Consider the following 16,129-nt stretch of genomic DNA (forward strand, 5'->3'; position numbering starts at 1 on the left):
GGTGCCTCCTCAGTTCTTGTTGGCCAGGGTCTTGACGAACCGCATGACGTCGTCGCGCACCGCCTCGCGGGCGGCCAGATCCAGGCTGGGCCACAGCACCACGTCCGGGTCGGCGACCAGCGGACGGGCGGCGTCCAGGGCCGCCTTGGCCGCGTAGGTGTAGTAGTTGATCTTGCGCACCCCGCGCCGGGTCGACTCGCGGTAGTCGTCGTCGCTGAGGCCCGACCCGCCGTGCATCACCACCGGCACGCCGGTGCGCTCGCGCAGTTCGGAGATCAGCTCGAAGTTCAGGTTCGGTTCCTGGTGGTACACGCCGTGCACGGTGCCGAAGGAGGCGGCCAGACAGTCGACGCCGGTGGCCTCGACGAAGGCGGCGGCCTGTTCGGGGTCGGTGTAGAGGGTCTCGTCGGCGATCCCCTGGGAGGGGTCGCCGTTCTCGTTGCCGGTCAGGATGCCGATCTCGCCCTCGACGCCGGCGCCGCGTTCGTGGGCCATCTCGACCACCTCGCGGGTGATCCGCACGTTCTCGTCGAAGTCGTGGTGGGAGCCGTCGATCATGCAGGAGTTGAATCCCAGATCGAGGCCCTTGCGGATGTAGTCGATGTCTTCGCCGTGGTCGACGTGCAGCACGAAGGGTGCCTCGGAGCGTTCGGCCAGGGCGACCATGGCCGGCCCCATGTTCTCGATACCGGCCAGCGGTTCGTGCACCTGGGCGTACTGCAGGATGATCGGCACCCCGGTGGCCTCACCCACCTCGATGGTGCCCAGTACCGCGGCGAAGAACGGGGTGTTCACCGCGGCCAGGCCGCACTGGTTCTTTTCGGCGTAGTCGAGAGCTTCGCTGAGCCCGATGATCATGTGGCGCCTCCTCAGGCGGTGGGGGTGGAATTCTTGATGGCGGTGAACATCTCGGTGAGAATCTCGCGCCAGTCGGGGTGCTTGATGATGCCGCTGGTGCCGCCGGAGCCGTCGGCTCCCTGTTGCAGCACTCGGGCGACGTCGTCGCCGCGGCTGACCCCGGCGGCCTGGATGACCAGGATGTTGGGGTCGACGTCCTTGACGATGCGGGTGGTGCGCTCGATGTAGTCGCCCGAATCCATTTCGCCGGTGCCGATGTTGGCGGTGGGCTCGCAGATCATCACGTCCGGGCCCAGGTGGGCGACCGCCTTGCACTGGGCGTCGGAATCGGCGCAGACGATGGTCATCAACCCGACCTCACGGGCACGTTCCAAGGTGGCGTCGAGGGTGGCCAGTTCGAGCGGATGCTCGGCGTGGTTCAGCACCACGGCCTTCGCGCCGGCCTCGACCAGGGAGTCGGGCAGGATGTGCCCCATCCCCCGGCCCGGGGTGATCGGGTCCATGTGCTGGGCGGTGACGGTCAGATGCGTGGTGGCCTCGGCGACCATCCGCAGGTCGACGTGCTGGGCGGTGAAGATGACGTCCACGCCGAACTCGCCGGCCAGCTCGTCGGTCAGCTTCGCGAGCTTGAGGGTGTCGGCGCCACCCAGATACGCCTTGGGATTCACGATCAGGAATGGGGCTCGGAACCCCTCATTGCGTTGGACCACTACACCCTCCAAACTGCACATTTTTGCATTTACGCACACGTTTGTGCGTTTGAGTCATCATCGCACTTCGCTCCACTACTCGCAATAGTTGGCGAGCATGTTTTCGGCTTTTCGCAACTTTTTGCGGCAATCGTTTGCTCTGAGCACCGGACGGAGCACCGGGTCGGTTATGCAACAATTCCCACCATGTTCGACCCCGTCGTTGCCGTCATTGTCGGAGCCGGCCTCGGTTTGAGGTTCGGCGGACGAACCCCCAAACCGGCCCTGCGACTGTCGGGCAAGGCCGTCCTGGCGATGTCGGTGGAGGCGATGGCGGCGGCCGGCTGCACCCACGCGGTGGTCGTACTCAACCCGAAGGTGGCCGAGAAGCTCGGCGCTTCCCTGTCGGCCTCCCCCATTCCGGTACATCAAACCCTCGGCGGCAACAGCCGCCAGGAGTCGGTGTTCAACGGACTGCGGGTCGTCCACGATCACCCCACCCTGAGCAAGGCCGAGGTGGTGCTGATCCACGACGCGGTGCGTCCGATGGTGCCGGCCCATGTCGCCGAATCGGTGATCACCGCGGTTCGCGAGGGTGCCGATGCGGTGGCCCCGGCGGTGTCGGTCAGCGACAGCATGCGGGTGATGGACGAGGACGGCACCACCCGGGTGATCGACCGCTCGACCCTGCGCGCGATTCAGACGCCGCAGGGTTTCCGGCTGCCGGTGATCTGGGAGAGCCACCAGCAGATGGCATCGAAGCCGGCCGAGTTCACCGACGATGTCTCCTGCGCCGAGCGGGCCGGCTACCCCGTCACCCTGGTACCCGGATCACGCCTGTCGATGAAGATCACCGAACCGCCCGACATGCCGGTCGCCCGCGCCCTGTGGCGGGCCCGGTCGGCCTTCGGACACCACTCCGGACGCCGCTTCCGGCGGTTGCTGCGGCTGTGAGCGTTCTCGATTTTTTCTTTGCTCGGTTCGTGCGCTAACATCATGAGTCGCTGGTGACAGCACGGGGCTATGGCGCAGTTGGTAGCGCGCTTCCATGGCATGGAAGAGGTCAGGGGTTCGAATCCCCTTAGCTCCACGTAAGATGAGAAAATCGAAACTTGCCCCGCCTGATGGCGGGGCAGTTTTGTTTCTGCGGTGACGTCCGCCGGGGCGTCGATGCTGGTGTGGGCGAGGACGCTGGCGGTGGTCTCGTCGGGTGTGTAGGTGGCGTTCTCTTCGTCGTCGATGGTGATGCGGGTGAACAGGGCGCGGTTGAGGATGCGTCTTTCGGCTGGTTCGCACTTGTTGTAGAGGTCGTCGAGGTCGACGAGGAGTTCGGTGAGCTGGTCCAAGCCTGTTCGGGCGTCGGCGTAGGTGTCGGTGAGGTTGTCGAGCCGGGTGGTGATCTGATCGAGGCTGGCGCGGATGCGGTCTTGTTCGCTTTTGAGGAGGTCGAGGGGGATCGCGTCGGCGTAGTGAGCTTGGACGAGTTTGAGGCGTTCGGCTTCGAGCTTGTCGCGCTGGGCGGTCAGGAGCTTGCGTTCGTCCTCGCTGGATCCTTCGAGCTGGTCGAACACGTCGTTGAGGACCTTCCGGACGTGCTCGGCCTGGGCCGGGCTCAGGGAGTTGCGCTGGTAGGTGCGTTCGATCTCGGCTTCGGCGCGTTCGGCAAGGATCGCGGAGCGGGTGCAGTTGGTGGTTTTGCGGCGTCGTCCGGAGCAGGTGAAGTACTCGTAGCGGTCCCCGGTCTTGTCGCGGGGGCGTTCGATCATGAGCTTGGCTCCGCAGGAGCAGTACAGGGTGCCTTTGAGGTAGTGGTCGTACTTCTGGGGTCGTTCGCCGCGGGCGTTGTTGGCGTCGAGGTTGGTTTGGACCCGCAGCCAGGTCTCGGCGTCGACGAGGGGCTGGTGGGTGCCGTCGTAGGTGACGCCGCGGAAGGTGACGGTGCCCTGGTAGTAGGGGTTGGTCAGGATCTTGTGCAGCCCGGTGGTGGTGACTGGTTTGGCTGGCTGTGAGGGGGTGGGCCGGGTGGTCAGGCCGCGGGCTGTGAGTTCTTTGGCCAGGCGCGACAGGGACCAGTTGCCGGTGGCGTAGGCGGTGAAGGCGAAACGGACGAGGTCGGCGCGTTCGGGGTCGATCTCGATCTCGCGGGACTCGCGTCCTCGGGCGTCGGTGGTGCGGACGTTGAGGTAGCCCAGTGGCGCTTTGGTGGGGGTGCCGCCGATGGCCGCTTTCTGGGTCATGCCTTTGAGGACTTCTTGGGCCAGGTTCAGCGAGTAGAACTCGGCCATGGAGGCCAGGATGCCGTGCATGAGCATCCCTGAGGGGGTCTCGTCGATGTTCTCGGTGACCGAGACCAGGCTGATGTTCGCATCCCGCAGCGCGGCGTGGATCTTGGCGTCATCGAGCCGGTTGCGGGCGAGGCGGTCGACCTTGTTGATGATGCAGTACCGCACCGGGTGCGTGGTGGCGTAGTCGAGCATCTCTTGGAGCGCGCGTCGTTGGGCGGTCTTGGCGGACTCGCCGGGCTCGATGAACTCCTTGATGATGACCGCACCGAGCTGTTCGGCCTTGCGCTGCGCGGCTTCGCGCTGGGCCGGGATCGACAGACCCTCTTCCAGCCCGTTGCGGGTGGCCTGATCCTTGGTGGACACCCGCAGGTAGCTGATCGCCGCCACCTGCCCCTCTCCCTCGGTTGCTGTGGCGTCTGGGCGTGGTGTGGTGCGGGCGAGGCGTCGAAGGCCTGAGATGTCGAGGCCGGAGAGCTGATCGAGTGTCATGGTGACCGCCTTTCACAAGCCCCCACATGACTGGGGGCGGGTGGGGCGCCGGAGGCGGTCACGTCAGAGTCGAAAAGAACACCCCGCGAACGGGGCTTAGCAAGGCAGGTGCCAACAGCGCCGAAACTTGATGTGAGCCCAGTCTAGCGACCGGCTACGAGCGGGCGACGAAGATGGGCACCGGACTGCCCGACGGGCTGGTCGCCAGCGGTGCGCAGCGCGATCCGGATCAACACCTCCGCAACCTTCGCGGCATCGACTTCTTCACGCGGCTCATACCGGACGCGCAGGGGCCGATCCGCCTCGACTCGGGCCGTGGCGCGGCGATACCGGCGCACCATCTTCAGCCGCCTTCCGAGCCGAGAACGTCGTCACGAACCTCACCGGTCGCCGGGCCGATCCGGTCATCCAGACTCGCGTAAAAGGCGTCCTCAGCAGCCTGGCGTTCGTTGACTTGGTCAATGACGAACTGGACGAAGTCGGCATCCCGGTCAGTGATGACGGACTCGTCGTGGCTGGGTTGGGGTTCTTCACCGGGCCAGGTGGTCTGTCGGGTGGGACGGTCTCGGTCCAGGCGGGTGCCGGAGGCGGTGACCCAGTCGCGCAGACGGTGGCGGGCGTCGGCGAAGTCGCGGTGCCAGCCCAGGGGCGCGGAACCGTTTTGTTCGGGGTCGTAGGCGCACAGCCAGTGCAGGTGCAGCGCGGACAGTTCCCAGACCAGTTCGGGATGGCGATGCCAGTAGGGCGGGACGACCGAGGCAGGCAGTCCGTAGGTATGGCGGAGCCAGTCGACCCACCGGTTCAGTTCTAGCAGTTCTGCTTCCAGATCCTGCGCTGATAGCAGGTTCCAGTTGATCGGGTGCGGTGGCTCGGGCAGCGCGCTCGTGTCGGGGGTGTGGGGGTGGTCGTCGAAGATGCCGGGGTCCTCGTACTGGTCGTCGGGCTCGGGGCCGTGAGTGCTCATGATCGTTCCCCCGGGTCACATGCTGAGGCTGTCGGCAGCAGGTGCGGTTTGCTGCTGCTGGGGTGGTTCGAAGGCCTGCCCAGCCGCCTGGCGTTCGAGTGCCTGGCGGGGTGTGCGGTCGACGTCGTAGCAGGTGCGGGCGGTGTCGTGCCCGATCTTCTTGGCGACGAACTCCTCGCCCGCGATGGTCTGTCCGTCGCGCTCGTAGGTGTAGTCGTGGGCGTAGCCTTCGGCGACGAACTGGTCGCCCTTGGTGAAGCGTTCGAAAGCCCGCTCGGCGGTGGCGCGGTAAAGCACCAGATTGCCGAAAGACGGCTCCAGTTTTGTGAAGGTGCCGTCCTCTTCGCGCTGGAAATTATCCTGGCCGAAGCGGGCGTAGAAGCGGGCATCGCCGCGGTCGGTGTAGGTCAGCTGCGGGTCGGATGCGATGAACCCGGAAAGGGATTCCTGGGTGCGGATGGCCATGACGCGGTACCTCTCAACTCGTGGATGCAACCCGCTGGTGGTGTGGGTTGGTGGTACCGGTCAGGTGCACCGACCGCCCCCGGGCTACTCGTCCTGCGCTGCAAGTCCGACCTGGAGAAGCTGTTCCAGTTCACGACGATCCCGCTTGAGGGTGTTGGCGTCGGGTCGGGTGGGCCAGGCGGTGAGGTCGGTGATGATCGGTGGCGCGGAGCGGAGCAGGGTGACGCCGGTGCCGAACGGGAGGGTGCGGATGCGATCGGGTGGCAGGATCGGCACTCGCCGCACGGAGCGCTGGTTCGACCTGGTCCCGTGGTCACCGAGCGTGACGGAGTCGGTGTATTCGTCGCGTTCGCCGATGAGAGTGGTGAGGTCTTGGAGGTCGCGACTGTTCGAGGCGCCACCGAGGATGAGTTTGACGATGGCGGCGTCCCAGATCGCTCCGGCTTGGTGATCGGACCACTTGTCGCGCGCCTGAGCGAGCGATTGCAGGACGGGCAGGGTGGTGATCCCGGTGCCGCCACCTTCGGCCATCAACGTCGGCAGGGACGGCAGCGGCGCGAGGTTCCCAATCTCATCCAGGGCCAGCAGGAGGGGTGGATCGAGCCGTGCGCCGGGTGAGCGGGCGGCGAGACGCCGGGCGGTTTCGATGAGGTCTTCAATGAACGCCGCCACCAACGCCGCGGACGCCCCGGCACCAGCACCCGTGGCGAGCAGGTACAGGGTCCCGGACTCGCGCAGGAACGTCTCGGGGTCGAATGGGGTCTCGCCCTCGCGGGGTGTGACCGCGTCGAGGACGCGGGGGTCTGCGAGGGCGCCGAGGGCGAGGGCGACGCCTTGCCAGATGGAGTCGCGGGTCTTGGGGTCGGCGTCGATCATCGCCCCGAGCGAGTCAGCCCACCCGGCTGCCGCGTCGGGGTGGTTGGTGAGGATTGCGACGGCTTCGGCCGCGGCGGCGGGGTCGAGGGTCCACCGGAACAAGTCCGCCGGCTTTCGAGAGTCCAACGCGGCGGCGTGGAGGAGGGATTGGAGGGCGGTGCGGGTTTTGCCTTCCCAGAACCCGCCCGATTCCACACCACCAGCCGACAACCCGGTGGCAGAGGCCAGCCCGGTCGCGCGGATCATCGCTGTCAGCGGGTCTTCACAGCCGCGGACGGGTGACCAGCGCATCCCCGCCGGGAGTCCTTCGGCCAGGTGCTGGGGGTCGAACACCGCCACCGGGCCGCGGTGCTGCCGGGCGCGGAGGGTGGCGGTGAGGTTGTCGGGCCGGGTCGAGGTGGTGACGACGGGGCCGGGGGCGTCGAGGATGGCGGGGATGACGATGTGTAAGCCTTTGCCGGAGCGGGGCGGGCCGATCAGCAGGATTGAGTCCTCCACACTCGCCCACACCCCATGTCCCTTCGACGTCCCGAGCCGATACCCCACCTCACCCGGCGTCGGGTTCTTCAGTGACGGCCGCAACGTCGAGGCCCGTTTCAGTAGCACCTTCTCCGAGGCGACCTGGGCGACCTCGTGCCGCGTCGCGATCCCCGCCAACCGATGCGGATCCACCTCCTGAGCATGAGAACGGCGCCGCCACACGACCCACCCCCAACCGCCGAGCGCGCCCAGCACAGCCAGGACCACCACGGTGGTGACCCAGTACGCGACGGGGCTGAGACCAGGCGCGCCGAGGGCTTCGGCGGGGTTACCGGGGTTGAACAACACCCCGGCACCTGCCGCCCAGTTCGCTGAGGGCTGCGGGGCGCCGGTGAGGAACGCCGCGACCGACCCGGTCGCTCGGAGGATGAGGGTGAGGATGAACAGGCCTATGAGGCCGATGAGGGCGGCGTTGGTCAGTTCGTCGCCCATCGACCCGCTCTGCCGCTGCTGCGCACTCAAGACTCCTCCTGCACGACCAGGGTTCCGGACGTCCGTCCGACCACCACCACCGGACCCAAGGCAGTGTCGGGTGGGGTGATGGTGCCGTTCTCATCCGCCGCCACTTCCTTGGTGACCTGGGCGACGAGCACCGTCTCACCGGGCAAGAACCCCACCAACCGGCCCGAATCATCTGTAGGGGGAGCTGGAGTATCTGCGGCTGTTTCCTCGTCGGTAGGGGCTGGGACGTCCGGCTCGGGTTCGGGGTTTCGGCGTGGTCGGTGGGCGTGGATGATGTCGGTGAAGTGACTGCCGTCGGACTCATAGACATCCACCCGGACGGGGACGTGGCGGTGCTCGGTGAGGTCATCGAGGATGGTCGCGAAGTCACCCCGACCCCACACCTCACCCGCCGGCGGAAGGTATGGCTGTTGGTCGGCGGTCACGGTCAGGGTGCCGGTGATGTCGACGGTGATGACCACGTGCCGCAGCACCACCGGCACTGACTCGCTCGTGTCGTTGCGGCGGTGTCTCAGGGTGGGAAGTTTGGGCATTACTTGACTCCTGCGGTGAGGCGGCTGCTGGTGTCGAACAGCTCCAGCTCTCCGGGGTGGAGCTGGTGTTGGATCACGAACGAGCGGTTCTTGATCCGCCACAGCCCCTGGCCCACCCCGAGGTTCGGCAGCAGGGCTTGTTCGGTGCCGGTCAGCCCGAGCGCGGTGGCGGTGGGGCCGAGCTGATCGGACTCTTGGCGGTAGACGATCCGCGTCTCCGCATTCGCCAACAGCGAGTTGGCGAGGGAACGCATGGCGGAGCCTTCGTCGCCGACGTTGTCGAGGTCAGAGAGTTTGTGGAAGATGAGCATGTTCGCGATCCCGTAATGCCGGGCCAGGCGCCAATGCGCATCCATCCGCTTCAACAACGCCGGGTGAGACATCAGTCGCCAGGCCTCGTCATAGATCACCCACCGCTGCCCACCGTTGGGGTCCAATAGCGCGGATTCCATCCACGCCGAACTGCAGGTCATCAACACGCTGATGAGGGTGGAGTTCTCCGTCACCCGGGACAGGTCCAGGCTGATCATCGGCAGATCCGGGTCGAACGCCACGGTGGAGGGGCCGTCGAACAGACCGGCGAGATCACCGGCCACCAGACGCCGCAGAGCGTGGCCGACCAGGCGCCCGTCCTCGGCCAGGCGCCCGTCGGGATCGTGGCTGGGGGCGAGGATGTGGTCGACGACCATCGGAAGGATCGGCACCTCGTTCTCCGCCACGGTGGCGGTGAGGGCGAGGTCGATGGCGGTGTGCTCCAACGGCGTCAATCCCCGCGCCAGCACCGTTTCGGCCAGTGCACCGATGAGGTCACGGCGCCGGGAAGCGACGGTGCTCGCCCACTCTTGGTCGGTGAGCCCGCCGGGGCGGTGGCCCTCATCGAGCGGGTTCAGGCGGGTGTGGAGGCCGTGGCCGAGCACGATCGCCTTCCCACCCACCGCTTCGGCCACCGCGGTGTGTTCGCCCTTGGGGTCGCCGGGGACGTAGACGCGGCGCCCGAACGGCAACGACCGCGTATACAGCGACTTCGCCAGCGACGATTTGCCTGATCCGACGATCCCCGCGAGCACCAGGTTCGGGGCGGTGATGATCCCGCGGGCATAGAGGACCCACGGGTCGTAGACGAAACTGCCACCCGAATACAGGTCCTGCCCGACGAACACCCCATCCGACCCGAGACCGCCTTCGGCCATGAACGGATACGCACCGGCCAACGTGGCCGAGGTGTCCTGATGCCGCGGCAGTCGCAACCGTCCGGGCGACCGCAACGCTGCTGGCCCCGCCTCACCGGCCGCCGGCAGAAACGTCGTTGCCTTGCGCTCCTCCCGTTCCGCCGCCGCTTTCGCCTTCGCCGCCTCACGCTCGACCCTGGCCTGCTCCGCCTGCAACCGGGCGGCAGCCTGACGACGAGCCTTACGGGCCTTCCGCCGCTCAGCGGCCGGGGACACCAACACCGCAGCGTGCAGCCGTTCCTTCTCGCCACTCACAGCGACCGCCCCACCGAAGACGACGTTGCTGCTGCTCCGCCCGTCGGGGGCGTGAACCAATCCGTGCCCGCAACTGCCCGACGCGGAGACTCAGAGGTGACACCACTGAAAGCGTCCCGCGCAGCGACGACCTCCTCCTCGTCGGGTGAGGGCGTGCTGTCGGGGCGTTCGCGGACCAGCCCGACATACCCCATCTGCGGGTTGTAAGTCAGCACATACCCGTCGGCCTCGAAGCTACGATCCCACTGCCCGCCCGGCAGCTCGTCATACACCTCACCGTTCACGAACGCCGCCGCCGTGGTTTCGTCGCCGAAATCCCACTGCGCCAGATGCGCAATCCCCGCCTGCACCCCCTCCACATCAATCAGCTCCAGCACCTCATCGGCCTCGGCGCCCTGGAGGAACACCACATTCACCCACCGCCGCGAATACTCGGACTCAGGGCTGCTGTGGGTGTGCCAGGCGATCCGACCGGACGCTTCGTGTGCGCGCATCACCCGATCAGCGACCTCATCCAGCCCGTCGGCGGCCTGATGCAACTCATCCGCCGCTGCCAACGCCACCGCCTCCGCTGGCACACGGTCATCGGTGAACGCGATATCGCGGTGATCAGCATGAGCACGAGACAGCTGGTCCAACACCTGCCGCAACAGCCGCACCGACCCCGACACCTCCGCCAACACCCGAAACGTGTCAGCCGGATCCTCAAACGTGCGAGTCGCGTGCGCCAACCCCCGCAACCCCTCATAGGCCTCAGCAGCATCAGCAACCGGATCAACAAACGTCGCCATCCCAACAGTCCTCTCTACGCATCGGCGGTACGCCTACGAGGGAGGTGTGCCATGGTGTCCTCTAATGGCTGTGATGGTGGACAGCCGATTCGAGGGATGCGAGGTGCTCATGGAGTTGTCAGTTCCTGTGTGGATGCCCGCGTTCTGGTGGAGAGGCGCAGCGCAGCACGTTCGAGAATGGGTGCTTGAAGACCCGGATCAGGAGGATCACCGTGAACCTCGTTGGAGTGACACCTTCGAGCAGCGCTGGGGACTGATTGCCTATGCCGTTGCCCTGGTCGGAGACGAGCTTGCCGCGGGGCGGTGGACCATCGATGAAGATGACGACACGTACTACGGAATGGTGACGGCCCCGGTGCTGGAACCACTGACGAGGACTGAGCGGCACATCGTGACCTCATGGTTCTCTGCCGCCGAAGCAGTGTGCGTCGACCCCTGGTTCGAGCCCATCACCAATGGGCGGCACCGTCTCTGGAACACGTTGACGCACTTTGGCGATCGGTTGGTTCCCGTCGCCGGCGACGCATTGGGATACGCGACACCGACCAACACCGAAGTTCTTGGGGAAGCGTGGCCCGAGCTGTATCGAGCGCACGTCGACGAACTCGCAGCGATCGAGTGGTTCGACCTGCACGACCCGATGAACTCCCGCTTTGCCCATGCGATCGGTCAGGCGTCACGCGGTGAGCACCCTGCACCCCGATAGAACCGTTCGGCTGGTCAGGGGATGCGTCCTAGCATAGAGAGATGCCAGCAATCGGACGCCTCACGCAACTCGTCTTTGAGTGCAAGGACCCGATTACGGAAGCACTCTTCTGGCAGAAGGTCCTGGATCTTGCACCGGCCACCGGTGATGACCAGTGGTTGACGCTGGACTGGGAGCCTGTCGGACGCCTCTCTTTCCATCGTGTCTCCGATTACGAACCCCCGCAGTGGCCGGGACATAGAGGCGAGCTGCAGGTTCACTTTGACCTGCTGGTCGATGACCTCTCGGAGGCGTGTGCCGTCGTCGAAGCAGCAGGTGGCCACCCACTCACTGACGTGTTGGACCCAGGCCCGAAAGCCTGGCGCATCTACGCTGACCCCGCAGGCCATCCCTTTTGCCTCGTCACAGTGCCTGAATGACCCCACCCTTCCTGGTCGTCAGACTTGGCGGCAGAGGGGTAGGGCTGCGGCGGTGAAGGCTTGGGCTTGTTGTCCGGCGAGCAGTCGGGTTTCGCAGTTGGCTTGGATGGCGGCTTGTTCGAGGGCGGCGACGTGGGCGTCGAGGTCTTCGATCGTGGTGGCGGTGATGGTGATGAGGCCGGTGTAGCGCAGGATGCCGTGGCCGGCGGTGAGGTCGGCTTCTTGTTGGAGTACGTCGTGGTATTCGGCGGTCTGGGAGGCGTCTTCGATCTGTCCGATTTTGGCGCGTTGGGCTTGGTCGGAGATGTGTTCGACTTTCTTCTTGCGGATGTCGCGGGCGGCTTGGTCGGAGCGCATGGGGGTGCAGATCAGGGAGAACGATCGTTGGATTCCGCTGGAGAGCAGGATGGGTGAGAGGAAGCCTGGGTAGACCATGGAGCGGGGCCATTCGCTGATCCACAGCACGGCGTGGTGGGCGGAGTCGGTGCGGATACGACTCCAGGTTTCGTTGACCGCGACCGGTCCGGCGGTGGCGAGGTCGTGGCCGATCTGGCCGTGGCGTTCCAGGGTGGCGGCGATGGCGGGGTCGTAGGCCGAGCGCAGGATCACGGCGATCTGGCCGGGGGTGAGCCAACCAGATGGGGTGAGGTCGGCTGATCGGAGGGCGGCGGTGAGGGTGTTCATTTCTTGGCGGAGGACGGCGGCGGCGCCGCGGATGCCGCCGCCGGCGGTGCGGATCTGCCTCGCCGCTGCCTTCATGTCGAGGGAGAGGGAGAGGGTGGTGGCGTGGCGTTCGCCGGCGGGGCCGGCGCGGTTGATGAGTTCGGCGTAGGTGGTGGCAGCCCAGCTGGTGTCATCGGGCTGTCCGTGGGTGGTCCACCATTCGGCCAGTCCGGTGCCGGAGTCGGGCAGGGTGCGTTCCAGGATCTGGAGGGTGGCGATCCTGCCGGAGCGGCAGACGGTGGCCAGGACGCGGCCCCAGGCGGTGACGCGTCGTTCTTGTTCGGCGGGGTCGAGGAGCACGAACGCGGGGTGGGTGATCTCGCACACCACCGTGAGCGTGTTCTGGTGGGGGTCGTGGATCATTCCCGCCCCCGTGGTCGGGTCCTCGTACTCGCGCAGCCGGGCTTGGTCGCCGGGCAGGGCGAGGGTTCCGGCGGGGCGTGGGGTGACGATGCGGCGCCGGTAGAGGAGCTGGCCGATGGTGGTGCGGTAGACCCACCAGCCGGCCACGGGCACCCACTCGATGACCGGGCGTCCCGCGACAGGTACCCAGGTGAGGAGGACGGCGGTGGCCCAGACGGGGGCGGTGTAGGCCAGCCACATCCCGCCCCCCGCGTACAGGGCGGTGATGATGGTGGCGATCGCGATCCCGACGGTGACCAGCTGGGCCGCGGACAGGCCAAGCAGGATGCCGCGACGGGTGAGCCGGGAGAACTTCACCGGCACCAGCTCCGAACCGGTCGCCTCCGGTTCGTGGCTGTTGTTCTTCTTGCGGCGGCTCATGCCTGCGGCTCCTTCCCTGCACTCGACGGCGGTGGCGGATTGTCAGCGGGCGGCGGGTTCGGCACTGGCGCGGACGGCGACACTTGCTCACCCCCACCATGTGAGGACGACTCCGGTGGTTGTGAGCTTGGGGTGCTGGGCGGGGTGGGTTGTGTACTGGCAGGTGGTGTGCTCGGCTGTGGCGGCGTTCCACCGGGTGCAGGCGCCGGCGGAGTATTCCCACCATTGCCTGCGCCTCCGTTGTTGGTGGGGGTGTGGTCGGCGGCGTCTGCCGCGGTCTCGGCCTGCTGACCCAGTTCGGCACCAGCTTTCGGGCCCACCGTGGCGGCATCCTTGGCCACCTGCACCCCGACCACGGCCGCGGCCGCAGGACCCGCAGCGGCAGCAGACCCACCGGATGCCGCACCCGACCCGGAAGCCCCAGACCCAGCTGCCCCGCCAGCGCCAGCCCCAGCTTCGGCTCCACCCTGGGAGGCCGAGGGGTTCGGGGTGCTGGGTTTCGGCGGCTGCTTCCCGCCACCACCGCTGTCACCGCCACTGCCGTCGAGGACCTGTTGGGGGTTGCCGGGCTGGCGGTCCGGGAGGGGGATGGGGCGGTTGAGGGAGTTCTTGGCGTCTTGTTCGGCGCCGATGGCGTGGTACATGTCGAACCCGACGAAGCTGATGAACCGGTAGGTCAGGTACGGGGCGAACGCGGCCATCGCCATCAGCACGACCCCGGCCAGCGGGTCACTGATCGAGGACAGGTCCCCATCGATGGGGGCGGCGACCTGGGTGATCGCGACGAGGAACATCACGACCAGCACGAGCTTGGAACAGATCAGCGCGACCACGAACATCGCCCACTTGCTGATCCACCCCCTCGTTGCGTCCCACGAGGAGCCTGACAGGGCCAGGGGTGCGAACACGATCGCGACCAGCAGCAGGGCCTTGCGCACCAGCAGCGACAGCCACACGATCGCCGCGGAGGTGATCGCGAGCCCGGCGAGGAAGATCGTGATGATCGCCCCGACCCCGGAGGCGGCGATGTTGATCGCGGTCAGTCCGCCGGCGAGGATCGTGATCTTCTCGCCCATCGATTCGGTGGTCTCGCCGGCGGCTTGGACGATCCCGACACACAGCTGGTCGACCACCTCCAACAGCAGCCCGGTCAGGGTGATCACCACGAACGACCCCAACACGCTCTTGGCGAGGCCGAGGGCGGCCCGGGTGAGGGCCGTGGGGTCACGTCTGATGAGGCCGGTGATGAGTTGGAGGCAGAAGAACAGCAGCATCACGAACACCGCGATGCCGAACAGCAGGTTGTAGACCGACAGGTATCCGTCACTGGTGATGTCGACCAGGGTGGTGGCGTCGAAGACGTTCCACACGGCCTCGAACAACCAGCCCGCGGCTGAGCCCATGGCTTGGGCGAGCCAGTCGAACGGAGCCGACACCAGTGAGGCGGCTGCTTCGCCAGCGGTTTCGCAGACACCTGAGATGACGGGCAGATCGCACACACCCACCGCAATCACTCCTCACACGTGGGGTTGGAACGGTTGGGTAGGGGTTAGACGGACTGGCCGACGTTCCAGAAGAAGTTGATCAGCGTGACCGCGGCACCGCAGATGATCGCTGCCCCGCAGGAGACCAGGACACCGACCTTGCCGCGGCCGGCCAGGTGCGGGTTGGAGGAGTTCGCGCCGAAGCCCCACACGATCGCGGAGATGATCAGCGCCAGCACCGACAGGATCAGCCCGATCGTCATCACCGCCCCCACGATGTTGCGCAGCTGCGCGATCCCCGGCAGCCCATCATCGTTCGGCGTGATGTCCACCTCCATCGGCAGCATCATCGGCAGCGTGGGCAGGACAGACGTCATCAGATCAAGCACAGCAAGCTCCTCACAGACAGAAGGACGAAAGGGACCCGCCCCCGGGACGACCGGGAGGCCAGGCAACCAGGGGAGGTCTGCCTGTCAGGTGTGCAGCCTGCTCCTGTTGTGATCGACGGCCCTCGGTGCTGCTGCGATACTTCGAGGGTGAAGTTCAAGCGCAGGAATCTGGTCGCGTTGGCTGACTTGGTGGTCGGTAACGTGGGACGTGACGATGCCGAGACCGAGGATGAGGCCAAGTACTTTCCCTACCGGTCGAGTTCCCGGATTACGGAGTTCTTTCAGGACCTTGATACCGAGTATCGACACGACGGCTCGACGCGCAGGGAGTGGGTTGCGGACGTTCTCGACGACATTTTGGCTCAACCGCACGAAGGTCCGAGCCATCCTCCGGAGTTGTTCTGCCGCTTGATCGATCAGCTCATGAGTCCCGCTGATCGCCTCAACGAAGGACCTGACCGGCCCCGCGCTCTGGCTCTCCTCAACGCTGTTCTGGAGCGCGAGAGGTTTCACGCGTTCTACGCGGAGGACAACCACTGCTACCTCCGGCACATGGGTACCCAGTCAGTGACCGTGCTGGCCGCCAACCCGCATCGGCCGTTCAGCAAGGCAGAGCAGGAGCGCCGCAAACTCCTTGCTGCCTATCTGGACTCGTGTAGCGAGGACGACCTCATCGAGAAGATCCTGCTCCCGATGTTCAGACAACTCGGCTACCACCGCATCACTGCGGCAGGGCACAAGGACAAATCGTTGGAGTATGGCAAGGACGTGTGGATGCGTTACACGCTGCCTACGCAACACGTCTTGTACTTCGGCCTTCAGGCCAAGAAGGGCAAGCTTGATGCCTCGGGCGTCACCAAGGCTGGCAATGCGAATATGGCCGAGATCCATAACCAGGCCCTCATGATGCTCGCCCACGAGATCTTCGATCCCGAAGTCAACCGTCGAGTGCTGGTCGATCACGCGTTCATCGTGGCTGGCGGCGAAATCACCAAGTCAGCTCGAAACTGGCTGGGCAACGCCCTTGACGCATCCAAACGTAGCCAGATCATGTTCTTGGACCGTGACGACATCTTGAACCTGTACGTCGTCAGCACCCTCCCGTTGCCGGATGAAGCACAGCCGTCCTCGCCACCCAACCCTTGGCTGAAGACCGACGAACCACCGTTCTGACAGCTGTCTTCGAGCT

The 16,129-nt window shown here is 66.2% G+C and carries 15 protein-coding genes, 1 tRNA gene and 1 pseudogene; 5 read left to right on the plus strand and 12 right to left on the minus strand.

Annotated features, from left to right (window positions below):
- Positions 1-9 precede the first annotated feature (9 nt).
- Together ACR4XW_RS12130 and ACR4XW_RS12135 are read right to left on the minus strand one after the other, a co-directional pair.
- Positions 10-858 carry a class II fructose-bisphosphate aldolase gene (locus ACR4XW_RS12130; RefSeq protein WP_434760817.1) on the minus strand — a complete coding sequence of 283 codons (849 nt, stop codon included), beginning with the start codon at positions 856-858 and terminating at the stop codon, positions 10-12.
- An 11-nt stretch (positions 859-869) separates the two neighbouring features.
- Complete coding sequence (locus ACR4XW_RS12135; protein WP_434760818.1) at positions 870-1,568, minus strand: triose-phosphate isomerase; 699 nt, start codon at positions 1,566-1,568, stop codon at positions 870-872.
- A gap of 186 nt (positions 1,569-1,754) precedes the next feature.
- Between ACR4XW_RS12135 and ispD the strand changes: the two genes are divergently transcribed.
- Together ispD and ACR4XW_RS12145 are read left to right on the plus strand one after the other, a co-directional pair.
- The gene (gene ispD, locus ACR4XW_RS12140; protein ID WP_434760819.1) at positions 1,755-2,501 is read left to right on the plus strand and encodes a 2-C-methyl-D-erythritol 4-phosphate cytidylyltransferase; all 747 of its coding nucleotides are present in this window, start codon (positions 1,755-1,757) and stop codon (positions 2,499-2,501) included.
- A gap of 63 nt (positions 2,502-2,564) precedes the next feature.
- A tRNA-Ala gene (locus tag ACR4XW_RS12145) sits at positions 2,565-2,637 on the plus strand.
- Between the two features lie 601 nt (positions 2,638-3,238).
- On the opposite strand, the pseudogene ACR4XW_RS12150 reads toward ACR4XW_RS12145, so the two are convergent.
- The 7 genes and pseudogenes from ACR4XW_RS12150 to ACR4XW_RS12180 form a co-directional block, all read right to left on the minus strand.
- Positions 3,239-4,321, minus strand: a pseudogene (locus ACR4XW_RS12150) (recombinase family protein); the annotation flags it as partial.
- A 343-nt stretch (positions 4,322-4,664) separates the two neighbouring features.
- On the minus strand, positions 4,665-5,285 hold the full coding sequence (locus ACR4XW_RS12155) for a hypothetical protein (RefSeq protein WP_277051210.1): 621 nt from the start codon (positions 5,283-5,285) through the stop codon (positions 4,665-4,667).
- 15 nt (positions 5,286-5,300) lie between these two features.
- Entirely contained in the window at positions 5,301-5,750 is a 450-nt protein-coding gene (locus ACR4XW_RS12160) for a single-stranded DNA-binding protein (protein WP_277051209.1), read from the minus strand.
- Positions 5,751-5,834: 84 nt separating this feature from the next.
- Entirely contained in the window at positions 5,835-7,628 is a 1,794-nt protein-coding gene (locus ACR4XW_RS12165; RefSeq protein ID WP_434760820.1) for a type IV secretory system conjugative DNA transfer family protein, read from the minus strand.
- Positions 7,625-8,161, minus strand: a complete 537-nt coding sequence (locus tag ACR4XW_RS12170) for a hypothetical protein (RefSeq protein WP_277051208.1) — start codon at positions 8,159-8,161, stop codon at positions 7,625-7,627. Before ACR4XW_RS12170 ends, ACR4XW_RS12165 begins: the two co-directional genes overlap by 4 nt.
- Positions 8,161-9,645, minus strand: coding sequence for a putative type IV secretion/conjugal transfer ATPase (locus ACR4XW_RS12175; protein WP_277051207.1), 1,485 nt, complete (start codon positions 9,643-9,645; stop codon positions 8,161-8,163). Before ACR4XW_RS12175 ends, ACR4XW_RS12170 begins: the two co-directional genes overlap by 1 nt.
- Positions 9,642-10,436: a hypothetical protein gene (locus ACR4XW_RS12180; protein ID WP_277051206.1), complete on the minus strand. Its 795-nt coding sequence runs from the start codon at positions 10,434-10,436 to the stop codon at positions 9,642-9,644. Before ACR4XW_RS12180 ends, ACR4XW_RS12175 begins: the two co-directional genes overlap by 4 nt.
- A gap of 64 nt (positions 10,437-10,500) precedes the next feature.
- Between ACR4XW_RS12180 and ACR4XW_RS12185 the strand changes: the two genes are divergently transcribed.
- Together ACR4XW_RS12185 and ACR4XW_RS12190 are read left to right on the plus strand one after the other, a co-directional pair.
- Positions 10,501-11,142, plus strand: coding sequence for a hypothetical protein (locus ACR4XW_RS12185; protein WP_277051205.1), 642 nt, complete (start codon positions 10,501-10,503; stop codon positions 11,140-11,142).
- Between the two features lie 41 nt (positions 11,143-11,183).
- On the plus strand, positions 11,184-11,561 hold the full coding sequence (locus ACR4XW_RS12190; RefSeq protein WP_277051204.1) for a VOC family protein: 378 nt from the start codon (positions 11,184-11,186) through the stop codon (positions 11,559-11,561).
- Positions 11,562-11,579: 18 nt separating this feature from the next.
- Here the strand turns inward: ACR4XW_RS12190 and ACR4XW_RS12195 are convergent, their stop codons facing one another.
- From ACR4XW_RS12195 to ACR4XW_RS12205, 3 genes are all read right to left on the minus strand, one after another.
- The gene (locus tag ACR4XW_RS12195) at positions 11,580-13,067 is read right to left on the minus strand and encodes an SCO6880 family protein (protein ID WP_434760821.1); all 1,488 of its coding nucleotides are present in this window, start codon (positions 13,065-13,067) and stop codon (positions 11,580-11,582) included.
- Entirely contained in the window at positions 13,064-14,503 is a 1,440-nt protein-coding gene (locus ACR4XW_RS12200) for a TrbL/VirB6 family protein (RefSeq protein WP_434760822.1), read from the minus strand. Before ACR4XW_RS12200 ends, ACR4XW_RS12195 begins: the two co-directional genes overlap by 4 nt.
- A gap of 113 nt (positions 14,504-14,616) precedes the next feature.
- The gene (locus ACR4XW_RS12205) at positions 14,617-14,940 is read right to left on the minus strand and encodes a DUF6112 family protein (protein ID WP_278687820.1); all 324 of its coding nucleotides are present in this window, start codon (positions 14,938-14,940) and stop codon (positions 14,617-14,619) included.
- Between the two features lie 147 nt (positions 14,941-15,087).
- On the opposite strand from ACR4XW_RS12205, the gene ACR4XW_RS12210 reads away from it, so the two are divergent.
- Positions 15,088-16,113, plus strand: a complete 1,026-nt coding sequence (locus ACR4XW_RS12210) for a hypothetical protein (protein WP_434760823.1) — start codon at positions 15,088-15,090, stop codon at positions 16,111-16,113.
- Positions 16,114-16,129 lie beyond the last annotated feature (16 nt).

It is taken from the genome of Pseudenemella bisphenolivorans, from assembly GCF_051133435.1.
Lineage (GTDB): Bacteria > Actinomycetota > Actinomycetes > Propionibacteriales > Propionibacteriaceae > JAAYAO01.

Bases quoted from the DNA above. Each gene is read 5' to 3' on its own strand.
- ACR4XW_RS12130 (WP_434760817.1), bottom strand. From the start codon at position 858: ATGATCATCGGGCTCAGCGAAGCTCTCGACTACGCCGAAAAGAACCAG.
- ispD (WP_434760819.1), top strand. From the start codon at position 1,755: ATGTTCGACCCCGTCGTTGCCGTCATTGTCGGAGCCGGCCTCGGTTTG.
- ACR4XW_RS12155 (WP_277051210.1), bottom strand. From the start codon at position 5,285: ATGAGCACTCACGGCCCCGAGCCCGACGACCAGTACGAGGACCCCGGC.
- ACR4XW_RS12160 (WP_277051209.1), bottom strand. From the start codon at position 5,750: ATGGCCATCCGCACCCAGGAATCCCTTTCCGGGTTCATCGCATCCGAC.
- ACR4XW_RS12170 (WP_277051208.1), bottom strand. From the start codon at position 8,161: ATGCCCAAACTTCCCACCCTGAGACACCGCCGCAACGACACGAGCGAG.
- ACR4XW_RS12180 (WP_277051206.1), bottom strand. From the start codon at position 10,436: ATGGCGACGTTTGTTGATCCGGTTGCTGATGCTGCTGAGGCCTATGAG.
- ACR4XW_RS12185 (WP_277051205.1), top strand. From the start codon at position 10,501: ATGGCTGTGATGGTGGACAGCCGATTCGAGGGATGCGAGGTGCTCATG.
- ACR4XW_RS12190 (WP_277051204.1), top strand. From the start codon at position 11,184: ATGCCAGCAATCGGACGCCTCACGCAACTCGTCTTTGAGTGCAAGGAC.
- ACR4XW_RS12195 (WP_434760821.1), bottom strand. From the start codon at position 13,067: ATGAGCCGCCGCAAGAAGAACAACAGCCACGAACCGGAGGCGACCGGT.